Annotated in this window: 10 protein-coding genes; 7 read left to right on the top strand and 3 right to left on the bottom strand. The window is 69.5% G+C overall.

The window, feature by feature from the left end; genetic code table 11:
- Positions 1-56 precede the first annotated feature (56 nt).
- The gene (gene tkt / locus WFH25_RS00710; RefSeq protein WP_071296307.1) at positions 57-2,150 is read right to left on the bottom strand and encodes a transketolase; all 2,094 of its coding nucleotides are present in this window, start codon (positions 2,148-2,150) and stop codon (positions 57-59) included.
- A gap of 424 nt (positions 2,151-2,574) precedes the next feature.
- Here tkt and WFH25_RS00705 point away from each other — a divergent pair, with 424 nt between their 5' ends.
- The gene (locus tag WFH25_RS00705) at positions 2,575-3,501 is read left to right on the top strand and encodes a heme o synthase (RefSeq protein ID WP_070416200.1); all 927 of its coding nucleotides are present in this window, start codon (positions 2,575-2,577) and stop codon (positions 3,499-3,501) included.
- Between the two features lie 326 nt (positions 3,502-3,827).
- Here the strand turns inward: WFH25_RS00705 and WFH25_RS00700 are convergent, their stop codons facing one another.
- Complete coding sequence (locus WFH25_RS00700) at positions 3,828-4,802, bottom strand: COX15/CtaA family protein (RefSeq protein WP_070419048.1); 975 nt, start codon at positions 4,800-4,802, stop codon at positions 3,828-3,830.
- Between the two features lie 281 nt (positions 4,803-5,083).
- Here WFH25_RS00700 and sufB point away from each other — a divergent pair, with 281 nt between their 5' ends.
- The 5 genes from sufB (at position 5,084) to WFH25_RS00675 (ending at position 9,270) form a co-directional block, all read left to right on the top strand.
- Entirely contained in the window at positions 5,084-6,502 is a 1,419-nt protein-coding gene (gene sufB, locus WFH25_RS00695) for a Fe-S cluster assembly protein SufB (protein ID WP_070419047.1), read from the top strand.
- Positions 6,503-7,759 (top strand): Fe-S cluster assembly protein SufD, encoded by a 1,257-nt coding sequence (gene sufD / locus WFH25_RS00690; protein ID WP_071303096.1) that lies wholly within the window; start codon positions 6,503-6,505, stop codon positions 7,757-7,759.
- The gene (locus WFH25_RS00685) at positions 7,756-8,085 is read left to right on the top strand and encodes a non-heme iron oxygenase ferredoxin subunit (protein WP_070419609.1); all 330 of its coding nucleotides are present in this window, start codon (positions 7,756-7,758) and stop codon (positions 8,083-8,085) included. Before sufD ends, WFH25_RS00685 begins: the two co-directional genes overlap by 4 nt.
- An 82-nt stretch (positions 8,086-8,167) precedes the next feature.
- Positions 8,168-8,941 carry a Fe-S cluster assembly ATPase SufC gene (gene sufC, locus WFH25_RS00680; RefSeq protein WP_070419045.1) on the top strand — a complete coding sequence of 258 codons (774 nt, stop codon included), beginning with the start codon at positions 8,168-8,170 and terminating at the stop codon, positions 8,939-8,941.
- The gene (locus WFH25_RS00675; RefSeq protein WP_336696506.1) at positions 8,941-9,270 is read left to right on the top strand and encodes a metal-sulfur cluster assembly factor; all 330 of its coding nucleotides are present in this window, start codon (positions 8,941-8,943) and stop codon (positions 9,268-9,270) included. Before sufC ends, WFH25_RS00675 begins: the two co-directional genes overlap by 1 nt.
- A gap of 350 nt (positions 9,271-9,620) precedes the next feature.
- On the opposite strand, the gene WFH25_RS00670 is transcribed toward WFH25_RS00675, so the two are convergent.
- Positions 9,621-10,220, bottom strand: a complete 600-nt coding sequence (locus tag WFH25_RS00670) for a biotin transporter BioY (protein WP_336696505.1) — start codon at positions 10,218-10,220, stop codon at positions 9,621-9,623.
- Positions 10,221-10,335: 115 nt separating this feature from the next.
- Here WFH25_RS00670 and WFH25_RS00665 point away from each other — a divergent pair, with 115 nt between their 5' ends.
- The gene (locus WFH25_RS00665) at positions 10,336-11,934 is read left to right on the top strand and encodes an ABC-F family ATP-binding cassette domain-containing protein (RefSeq protein ID WP_031261586.1); all 1,599 of its coding nucleotides are present in this window, start codon (positions 10,336-10,338) and stop codon (positions 11,932-11,934) included.
- Positions 11,935-12,001 lie beyond the last annotated feature (67 nt).

Genomic DNA, 12,001 nt, shown 5'->3' with positions numbered 1-12,001 from the left:
CCGCGCCTCCCGGAAGAAGGGCCGGATCCGGCGAACCGGACCCGGCCCTCGGGGGGTCAGGAAGCCGCGAGGGATTCCTTCGCGGCGGCCACGACGTGCTCCGTCGTGAAGCCGAACTCCTTGAACAGCGTCTGGTAGTCGGCCGAGGCACCGAAGTGCTCGATCGAGACGCTGCGGCCCTTGTCGCCGATGATGTCGCGCCAGCTCATGGCGATCCCGGCTTCGACCGAGACGCGCGCGGTGACGTTCTTCGGCAGCACCTGGTCCTGGTAGTTCTCGGACTGGGCGCGGAACCACTCGAGCGACGGGGCGCTCACGACGCGGGCGTTGATGCCCTCGCCCTTGAGCTGCTCGCGTGCCTCGACGGCGATCTGGACCTCGGAACCGGTCGCGATGAGGATCACGTCGGGGGTGCCGTTCGGCGCCTCGGCCAGGATGTACGCGCCCTTGGCGACGTTCTTCGCGGAGGCGAAGACCTCACCGGAGGCGTCGCCCTCGCCACGCTCGAAGACGGGGAGGTTCTGACGGCTCAGCGCGATGCCTGCCGGGCGGTCCTTGTGCTTGAGCATCTCGAGCCAGGCGTAGGCGACCTCGTTGGCGTCGGCCGGGCGGACGACGTCCAGACCCGGGATCGCGCGGAGGGCGCTGAGCTGCTCGATCGGCTGGTGCGTCGGGCCGTCCTCGCCGAGGGCGACGGAGTCGTGCGTCCAGACGTAGATCGCCGGTGCCTGCATGAGCGCGGCGAGACGGACCGCCGGACGCATGTAGTCGCTGAAGATGAGGAACGTGCCGCCGAAGGGGCGGGTGTTCCCGTGGAGGACGATGCCCGACAGGATCGAGCCCATCGCGTGCTCGCGGATGCCGAAGTGCAGCACGCGGCCGTACGGGTCGGTGCTCCACGCCTTGGTCGAGGCCTCGACCGGACCGAAGGACTTGGCGCCCTCGATCGTGGTCAGGTTCGACTCGGCGAGGTCGGCCGAGCCGCCCCAGAACTCGGGCATGAGCGGCGCGATGGCGTTGATGACCTTGCCGGACGCGGCACGGGTCGAGACGGCCTTCTCGGTCGGGAAGACCGGGAGGGCTTCTTCGAGGCCCTCGGGGAGCTCGCCGGCGTTGATGCGGTCGAGGAGCGTCTTCTTCTCGGGGTTGGCCGCGGCCCACGCGTCGAAGGTCTTCTGCCACTCGGCGTGCTGCGCCTGGCCCTTGGCGACGGCACCGCGGGTGTACTCGAGCACCTCGGGGTCGACGTGGAAGGTCTGCTCGGGGTCGAAGCCGAGGACCTCCTTGAGGCCCTTGAGCTCCTCGCCACCGAGGGCGGAGCCGTGGATCTTGCCGGAGTTCTGCTTGGTCGGCGACGGCCAGCCGATGATCGTCTTGAGGACGATGAGCGACGGCTTGTCGGTGACGGCCTTGGCGGCCTCGACCGCGGCGAAGAGGGACTCGACGTCTTCCGAGTACTCGCCCGTCTTCTTCCAGTCGACGGTCTGGACGTGCCAGCCGAGCGCCTCGTAGCGGTCCGGGACGCTCTCCGAGAAGGAGATGTCGGTGTCGTCCTCGATCGAGATCTGGTTCGAGTCGTAGAAGACGACCAGACGACCGAGCTGCTGGCGGCCGGCGAGGCTCGCGGCCTCGTTCGTGACGCCTTCCTGCATGTCGCCGTCACCGGCGATCACGTAGGTGAAGTGGTCGAACGGCGACTCGCCGTCGGCGGTCTCCGGGTCGAAGAGGCCGCGCTCGAAGCGCTGCGCGTAGCCGAAGCCCACGGCCGAGGCGAGGCCCTGGCCGAGCGGGCCGGTGGTGATCTCGACGCCGTCGGTGTGGCCGTACTCCGGGTGACCCGGGGTCTTCGAGCCCCACTTGCGGAGGTGCTGGAGGTCCTCGAGCTCGAGGCCGTAGCCGTGCAGGTAGAACTGCACGTACTGGAGGATCGAGGCGTGACCGGCGGAGAGGATGAAGCGGTCGCGGCCGATCCAGGTGGAGTCGCTGGGGTCGCGACGCATCACCTTCTGGAAGAGCAGGTGGGCGACCGGCGCGAGGCTCATCGCGGTGCCGGGGTGACCGTTGCCGGCGGCCTCGACCGAGTCGGCGGCGAGTACGCGGGCCGTGTCGACGGCCTTCCTGTCGATGGCGTCCCAGGTGAATTCAGCCACTTGGATGTTGACCCTTCTTGATGCGACATGTGCGAGGGCTCGTGCCATCGCACGGACATGATCGCCATCCCGGGGCCTTCGTCGGGTCGCCGTCTCGCGGCGGCCGACCGGCTCTTCGCGGCCGACGTCATCGGGGCACGCACTGCGGGAGGGCGACTCCAGCATAGTGACCATGCACTCAGAAGGGGTTCAGGTGACGCCGGTTGTTCACTCGTCGTCGCGGGGACCCGCCGTCGGCCGGGCGTGTCGGTGGGTGACTTCGGTCCGGATGGCGGGGCGGGGCATCATCGCGGCGCCTCCATCACGTAAACTGTCGGGGACCCGTGCGCATTCCGGGTCGACGCACGCCCCGACGACGACGGAGCCGTCCACCGAGCGTGTGAGCTGACGCGAACAGACTGAGGTTCCCTTGCCGACTGCCACCGTGACCCGGCCCGACACCGATCGACCCCGCTCGACGCTGTCGCGCAAGGTGCGTGCCTACGTCTCACTGACGAAGCCGCGGGTCATGGAGCTGCTGCTCGTCACGACGGCGCCGACGATGTTCCTCGCCGAGCGCGGGGTGCCGGACCTGTGGCTCGTCTTCTGGACGATGCTCGGTGGCGCGATGTCGGCCGGGTCCGCCTCGGCCTTCAACTGCTACATCGACCGTGACATCGACCGGCTCATGAAGCGCACGAGCACCCGGCCGCTGGTGACCGGTGAGCTCTCCGACCGCGAGGCACTCGTCTTCTCGTGGGTGCTCGGCGTCGCGTCGACCGCGGTCCTCGGGTTCCTGGTGAACTGGCTCGCGGCCGCCCTGAGCGTCATCGCGATCCTCATCTACGTCTTCGTCTACACGCTGTGGCTCAAGCGCCGCACCCCGCAGAACATCGTCTGGGGCGGTTCGGCCGGCTGCATGCCCGTGCTGATCGGCTGGGCGGGCGTCACCGGGTCGCTGACCTGGGCGCCGGTCATCCTCTTCATGGTGATCTTCCTCTGGACGCCGCCGCACTACTGGCCGCTGTCGATGAAGTACCGCGACGACTACGACGCCGCCGACGTGCCGATGCTCGCGGTCGTCCGCGGTCGCACGGTGGTCGGTCTGCAGGTCGTCCTGTACGCGTGGGCGACGCTCGTCTGCTCGCTGCTGCTCATCCCGGTCGCGCACATGGGGCCGCTCTACACGGTGGTCGCGCTGGCCGGCGGCATCTGGTTCGTCGTCGAGTCGCACCGGCTGTACTCGCGGGCGATCCAGCACGTGGAGCACGTGCAGCCGATGCGCGTCTTCCACAGCTCGATCACGTACCTGACGCTGCTGTTCATCGCCGTGGGCATCGACCCGCTGCTACCGCAGGTCTTCACCTTCTAGCGCGGGGCGCGCACGGCCGTCTCGGCTGTCTCGGCTGCGGACCCCGTGCGACATCGTCGCTGTCGTACGACAGCGACGATGTCGTTCGTCGCGGACGCGGGTTGTTGAACGCGCTGGCGTGCGACGACCCCGTCGTCGTACGACGTCGGGGTTGTCGTTCCGGGTCCGCAGGAGCGCCGGTCGCGACCACCCACCGGCCTGGAGGCGCGTGGCGGGCCCGCACCGCGCCTCCTGTCCGTCAGCCGGTTGCCTTCCGCACGACGAACGACACCCCACGAGTCGATCGACTCGCGGGGTGTCGGGGAGCGCGTGCGGTGCGCCGTGCGTCAGCCCGCGATCGGCTCGCGGACGGCCTGGCGACCGGCGGTGCCGCGCGTGGAGAGCGTCACGACCGTGGTGGCGCCGACGAGCAGGCCCGCGAGGACCATGTGCGTCCCCACGAGACCGACCGGCAGCCCCGTGCGCGCCTGTGTGAGCCCGACGGCGATCTGGACGAACTCGACCACCAGGAGCAGCAGCGCCCACTTGCTCGACAGGCGCAGGCGGACCGCGCCGACCACGAGGACGAGGGTCAGGGCGAACAGCACGTAGGCGGGGATCGCGTGCAGGTGCTCCATCACGGCGGGGTCGAAGCCCGTGCGGTGCAGTCGTCCGCCGTCGACCGCCTCGTCGGCGCCGGCGTGCGGGCCGCTGCCCGTGGTGAGGATGCCGACGAGCACGGTGACGACGACCGCGGCGATGGTGCCGCGCACGACGCCCGTGTACCAGCCGGGGACGAGCCGCTCGGCGGTGCGCGGACCACGCATGGCGCGGTAGACGAGTGCGGCGGTGACCGCCGTGAGCGCGGCGGAGACGACGAAGTGCAGCCCGACGACGAACGGGTTGAGGTTGGTCCAGACGCTCATGCCGCCGATCACGGCCTGCACCGGGATCGCTGCGCCCTGGGCGAACGCGAGCCAGAACAGTTCGGGGCGCGTGCGGCGCATCCGGACGACGAGCAGGAACATGGCGATCGCCACGACGACGAGCACGAAGGTGAGCAGTCGGTTGCCGAACTCGATGACGCCGTGGATGCCCATCTCCGGCGTCGAGACGAGGGAGTCCGCCGTGCACTTCGGCCAGGTCGGGCACCCGAGACCCGATGCGGTGAGGCGGACGAGCCCGCCCGTGCCGATCAGGATCACCTCGACGACGAACGACGCCCAGGCGAGGACGACGACACGCTGGTCGACGACACGGGGGAGCGACCACCACCGCGCACGGCGGACGTCCTGGTCGACGGGGGATGCGACGCGAGTCACGAGCGTGGTGCCTTCCTGTTGTTCCGTGCAGCGAACCTGTAGGATTCGAGGGTTCAGCAGCAGTCAAGTCTAGGCAGGCGCCGGCTCCGAATGGTCCGAGATCGCCGTTCACACCCAGGACGTCGACACTCAGGGCTGTGTGGAACCATCGACGTTGCGAGGGAGCAACACCGTGTCCACCGTGCGCGCGACGAGCGTGTCGGGGGTCTGCGGTGGAATGGCGTCCAGACGCCACGGGTTGACACCCGAAGACGCTGCCGCGAGAAGGAAACGAGGAGACCATGTCCGACGTGCTCATCGACCGTCCCGAGCTCGAAGGGCTCGGCCAATACGAGTTCGGCTGGTCCGACTCCGACTCGGCCGGCGCCTCTGCTCGCCGCGGCATCTCGGAAGAGGTCGTGACCGACATCTCGAACCTCAAGTCCGAGCCCGAGTGGATGCTCAAGAACCGGCTCAAGGGCCTGCAGCTCTTCGGCCGCAAGCCGATGCCGACGTGGGGTGCCGACCTGACGGGCATCGACTTCGACAACATCAAGTACTTCGTGCGCTCCACCGAGAAGCAGGCGCAGTCGTGGGAGGACCTCCCCGAGGACATCCGCGCGACCTACGAGAAGCTCGGCATCCCCGAGGCCGAGCGCCAGCGCCTCGTCGCCGGCGTCGCCGCGCAGTACGAGTCCGAGGTCGTGTACCACCAGATCCGCGAGGACCTGGAGCAGCAGGGTGTCATCTTCATGGACACCGACACGGCGCTGCGCGAGCACCCCGAGATCTTCGAGGAGTACTTCGGCACCGTGATCCCGGCCGGCGACAACAAGTTCGCCGCGCTGAACACGGCCGTGTGGTCCGGCGGCTCGTTCGTCTACGTCCCGAAGGGCGTCCACGTCGAGATCCCGCTGCAGGCCTACTTCCGGATCAACACCGAGAACATGGGCCAGTTCGAGCGGACGCTGATCATCGCGGACGAGGACTCCTACGTCCACTACATCGAGGGCTGCACCGCCCCGATCTACAAGTCGGACTCGCTGCACTCGGCCGTCGTCGAGATCATCGTGAAGAAGAACGCCCGCGTGCGGTACACGACGATCCAGAACTGGTCGAACAACGTCTACAACCTCGTCACCAAGCGTGCGATCGCGCACGAGGGCGCCACGATGGAGTGGATCGACGGCAACATCGGCTCCAAGGTGACGATGAAGTACCCCTCGATCTACCTCGCGGGTGAGCACGCCAAGGGCGAGACGCTCTCCGTCGCCTTCGCCGGCCCCGGCCAGCACCAGGACGCCGGCGCGAAGATGATCCACATGGCGCCGTACACGACGTCCTCGATCGTCTCGAAGTCGATCGCCCGTGGCGGCGGTCGCGCGGGGTACCGCGGTGAGGTCCGGGTCGACCCGGCAGCCCACCACGCGGCGAACACCGTGCGGTGCGACGCGCTGCTGGTGGACACCATCAGCCGGTCGGACACCTACCCGGCGATCGACATCCGCGTCGACGATGTCCAGCTCGGGCACGAGGCCACGGTCTCCCGTGTGAGCGAGGAGCAGCTGTTCTACCTCATGTCGCGCGGCATGCCCGAGGACGAGGCGATGGCGATGATCGTCCGCGGCTTCATCGAGCCGATCGCCCGCGAGCTCCCGATGGAGTACGCACTCGAACTCAACAAGCTCATCGAGATGAGCATGGAAGGATCCGTCGGCTAGATGTCCAGCACCACCCCTCCCCACATCGACCAGCCGATCGAGCCCGCGGCGACCACGCAGCACGGCGCCGGAGCACACTCCGACGGCGGCTGGGACGCGCCCGACAAGACGATCCCGGTGCAGACCCGCTCCGAGCGGTTCCAGTCCGGTGACGTCGACGCGTTCCCGACCGTCACCGGGCGAGAGGTGAACTGGAAGTTCGCGCCCCTCGCGAAGCTCCAGCCCCTGCTCGACGGTGGCCTCGACGGATCCGCCTACCCGTTCCTCGCCCGCCAGTCCGACGGCGCCGACGTCGAGTGGGGTCGCAGCGACGACCCCCGCGTCGGCACCGCCGGCCTGCCCGAGGACCGCGCCGCCGCAGCCGCCTGGACCGCTCGGGACGCGGTCCTGGCCGTCACGGTCAAGTCCACCGAGGCGCACGAGTTCATCACGATCACGCGCTCCGACTTCGGCACGCAGCCCCGCGCCGCGCACACGGTCATCACGGCCGAGGCGCACGCGCAGGGGATCGTCGTGCTCGACAACCGCGGCTCGGCGCTCCTCAGCGAGAACGTCGAGATCGTCGTCCGCGACGGCGCCCGCCTGACGGTCGTCAGCCTGCAGGACTGGGACGACGACGCGGTGCACGTGTCGACCCACTTCGCCGAGGTCGGCCGCGACGCCTTCCTCAAGCACGTCGTGGTCTCGCTCGGCGGCGACGTCATCCGGGTCAACCCCTCGACGCACCTCGGTGCGCAGGGTGCCGACACCGAGATGTACGGCGTGTACTTCGCCGACGCCGGTCAGTACATCGAGCAGCAGGTCTACGTGAACCACGACGCGCCCAACACGCGCGGCCGGGTCAACTACAAGGGCGCGCTGCAGGGTCAGGGCGCGCACACGGTCTGGATCGGCGACGTGCTCATCGGGCGTGCCGGCGACGGCACGGACTCGTACGAGCAGAACCGCAACCTCGTCCTCACCGACGGCACGCGTGCGGACAGCATCCCGAACCTCGAGATCGAGACGGGCAACATCGAGGGCGCCGGCCACGCGAGTGCGACCGGCCGCTTCGACGACGAGCAGCTGTTCTACCTGCAGTCCCGCGGCATCCCCGAGGAAGAGGCACGTCGTCTCGTCGTGCTCGGCTTCCTCGTCGAGGTCATCCAGAAGATCGGTGCGCCCGAGCTCGAGGAACGCCTCATCGCCGCGGTCGAGCAGGAGCTCGCCGAGGGGCGCTCGGTCATCGCCGAGGCCGCACCGGAGGCCTCCGCCTGATGTCGACGAAGGTCTGTGCCGAGGCGGACATCCAGGTGGACAGCCCGATGCGCGCCGTGGTCGACGGCACCGCGGTCGCCATCGTCAAGGACTCCGCCGGCACCGTGCACGCGATCGGCGACACCTGCACCCACGGGGACATCTCCCTGGCGGAGGGGTTCGTCGAGGGCGACACGCTCGAGTGCTGGGCCCACGGGTCCCGCTTCTCGCTGGCCACCGGCAAGCCGCAGAACTTCCCGGCGTACGAACCCGTCCCGGTCTTCCGGGTCGAGGTCCGTGACGGCGAGGTCTACGTCGACGTGCACGACCCCGTCCCGGTCGACTGAGACCGCTCCGACCCGGCCGTCCCCGGCCTCCACTCACTTCCCGCGGCTGACGCCGCACACCAGCTGCAACCGAAGGAACGCAATGTCCACTCTCGAAATCCGCGACCTGCAGGTCTCGATCGACACCGACCAGGGTGTCAAGGAGATCCTCAAGGGCGTCGACCTCACCATCAACGAGGGCGAGATCCACGCGATCATGGGGCCGAACGGCTCGGGCAAGTCCACCCTCGCCTACACGATCGCCGGCCACCCCCGGTACAACGTCGTCGGTGGCTCGATCACGCTCGACGGCGAGGACGTCCTCGCGATGAGCGTCGACGAGCGTGCCCGTGCCGGCATGTTCCTCGCGATGCAGTACCCGGTGGAGATCCCCGGCGTGACGGTGTCGAACTTCCTCCGCACCGCCAAGACCGCGATCGACGGCGAGGCCCCGGCGCTCCGCAGTTGGGTCAAGGACCTCCGCCAGTCGATGGCCGACCTCAAGATGGACTCGGCCTTCGCCGAGCGCAACGTCAACGAAGGCTTCTCCGGTGGCGAGAAGAAGCGCCACGAGATCATGCAGCTGGAGCTCCTCAAGCCGAAGTTCGCCGTGCTCGACGAGACCGACTCCGGTCTCGACGTGGACGCGCTGAAGATCGTGTCCGAGGGCGTCAACCGTGCCAAGGCCGCGACCGGGCTCGGCGTGCTGCTCATCACCCACTACACGCGCATCCTCCGCTACATCAAGCCGGACTTCGTGCACGTGTTCGTCGCGGGCAAGGTCGCCGAGCAGGGTGGCCCCGAGCTCGCCGAGCGCCTCGAGAACGAGGGCTACGACCGATACGTGCAGGCCGCAGCCGCCGCGGCGGGGAACTGATGATCACCGCACTCGTACCGGAGAAGTTCGACGAGGTCGTCGAGGGCCTCAAGGAGGTCCAGGACCCGGAACTCGGCGTGAACATCGTCGATCTCGGGCTCATCTACGACCTCGCCTGGGACGACGAGGCGACCGCGCTCGTGATCAGCATGACCCTGACGAGCGCAGGCTGCCCCCTGACCGACGTCATCGAGGGCGACACGGCGAACGCGCTGGACGGCATCGTCGACGCGTTCCGGATCAACTGGGTCTGGATGCCGCCGTGGGGCCCGGAGCGGATCACCGACGACGGGCGCGAGATGATGCGCGCGCTCGGCTTCTCGATCTAGGCGCGAGCCCCTGACGGACGGGAGGCGGGGGGGGCGGGGGGCCCCCGCCCCCCCGCCCGCGGGGGGGGGGGCGGCCCGCCCCCCCCCCCCCCTCCCGTCCGTCTGTGCGTCGGGTCTCGTGCGCGCCCCGAGTGGGCCAAAAAAGTCACGCTCGCCGCTCTGGAGCGGCCGGTTTCGCCCGCTCGGCGGGCGGCCCGCGGCGTGTCCTGCCCGCTCGCACGCCCCGCGCGCCCCGCGCGCCCCGCGCGCCCCGCGCGCCCCGCGCGCCCCGCGCGCCCCGCGCGCCCCGCGCGCCCGCGCACGCAGAAGGGCCCCGTACCGGACGGTGCGGGGCCCTTCTGCGACGGGACTCAGCGGCGGCCGAGGACCTTCCACGCCAGCGGCACGATGCCCGCGGCGATGAGGGCCTTCGCGATGCCACCCACGATGAACGGGTACAGCCCGGCCGCGAGGACCGACTGCAGGTCGTTCGGCGCGCCGAGCTGTCCGAGCACGACGGCCAGGTAGGGGAGACCGGTGACGAACGGGATCGCGCTGGCGACGAGCATCGCCACCGCGGCACGGCCCACGTGGCGGTCCCAGTCACGACGGGCGAGCCAGCCGATGACACCGGCGGCGGGGATGAAGCCGATGACGTAGCCGAAGCTCGGCACGGCGAGGGCGCCGAGGCCACCCGTGAAGTCGGCGAAGAACGGCGCACCGGCGAGTCCGGCGACCGCGTAGACGAGCAGCGACAGCATGCCGCGGCGGGCACCGAGAGTGGCACCGACGAGCACGACCGCCAGGGTCTGGCCCGTGATCGGCACCGGCCACATCGGCACCTCGACCTGCGCCATGGCGGCGGTGAAGAGTGCTCCGCCGGCGACCAGGGTGGCATTCGTGGCCAGGCCGTGGGTGCGCAGACGGTCGGCGAGGACTGCGCGGCGAGCGAACCCGGTGGCGTTCGTCATGGATTCTCCTAGAATGGACTGCTGGTCCCGTTCGGGACCATCGGTCCCGTCAGCGTAGCGGTGCACCTCCCGCACACACCGTTGTGCACATCCACCAACTGATTGGACGTCTGCTGTGCTTGCCGTGCACGACCTCGAGATCCGCGTCGGGGCTCGCCTCCTGATGGAGAACGTGTCCTTCCGCGTCGAGAAGGGCGACAAGATCGGCCTCGTCGGCCGGAACGGCGCGGGGAAGACCACGATGACCAAGGCCCTGGCGGGTGAGACCCAGCCGACCGGGGGCAAGATCGACCGCTCCGGCGAGATCGGGTACCTGCCGCAGGACCCCCGCTCCGGCAACCCGGAGGACACTGCCCGCAAGCGCATCCTCGACGCCCGTGGGCTCGGCGAGCTCGTCGAGGGCATCCGCCAGGCCACGCTCGACATGGCCAGCACGGACACCGCCGTCGCCGAGAAGGCCATGCGGCGGTACAGCCGGCTCGACGACCAGTTCAACGCGCTCGGCGGCTACGCGGCCGAGGCCGAGGCGGCGTCGATCGCGTCGAACCTCAAGCTGCCGGACCGCATCCTCGACCAGCAGCTCAAGACGCTGTCGGGTGGTCAGCGCCGTCGCATCGAGCTCGCCCGGATCCTGTTCTCGGACGCCGAGACGATGATCCTCGACGAGCCGACGAACCACCTCGACGCCGACTCGATCATCTGGCTGCGCGAACACCTCAAGACGTACCCGGGCGGTGTGATCGTCATCTCGCACGACGTCGAGCTCGTGGACGAGGTCGTCAACCGCGTCTTCTACCTCGACGCCAACCGCCAGTCGATCGACGTCTACAACATGGGGTGGAAGCTCTACCAGCGGCAGCGTGCCGCCGACGAGGAGCGCCGCCGCAAGGAGCGCGCGAACGCCGAGAAGAAGGCCGCCACGCTCAAGGACCAGGCCGCCCGCTTCGGTGCGAAGGCCACGAAGGCCGCAGCGGCGCACCAGATGGTCGCGCGTGCCGAGAAGCTCCTCGCCGGGCTCGAGGACGAGCGCGCCGTCGACCGCGTCGCGAAGCTGCGCTTCCCGACCCCGACGCCCTGTGGCCGCACCCCGCTGATGGCCGAGGGGCTGTCGAAGTCCTACGGGTCGCTCGAGATCTTCGCCGGCGTGGACCTCGCCATCGACCGGGGCTCGCGCGTCGTGATCCTCGGGTTCAACGGTGCCGGCAAGACGACGTTGCTGCGCATCCTCGCGGGCGCCGACCAGCCGGACACGGGGGAGATCCTGCCCGGTCACGGCCTGCGGATCGGGTACTACGCGCAGGAGCACGAGAACATCGACGTGAACCGCACGGTGATCGAGAACATGGTGTCCGCGTCGAACGACCTCAACGAGACCGAGGCGCGACGGGTCCTCGGCTCGTTCCTGTTCACCGGTGACGACGGCTACAAGAAGGCCGGTGTCCTCTCCGGCGGTGAGAAGACGCGGCTCTCGCTCGCGATGATCGTCGTGTCGGGCGCGAACGTGCTGCTGCTCGACGAGCCGACGAACAACCTCGACCCGGCCTCGCGCGAGGAGATCCTCGGCGCGCTGGCCGGCTACGAGGGTGCCGTGGTGCTGGTGTCACACGACGCCGGTGCGGTCGAGGCGCTCAACCCCGAGCGGGTGCTGCTCCTGCCGGACGGCACCGAGGACCACTGGAACAAGGACTACGCGGAGCTCATCGAGCTCGCGTGACCCGCACCGTCGACGGGCGCGACCCGTCGACGGGCGCGACCCGGCGACGGACTGGAGGCGTCAGCCC

The organism is Curtobacterium sp. USHLN213, assembly GCF_037144815.1.
Classification (GTDB): domain Bacteria; phylum Actinomycetota; class Actinomycetes; order Actinomycetales; family Microbacteriaceae; genus Curtobacterium.
Note: the sequence above shows the minus strand (reverse complement) of the source record. Positions and strands in the feature narration are given on the sequence as shown.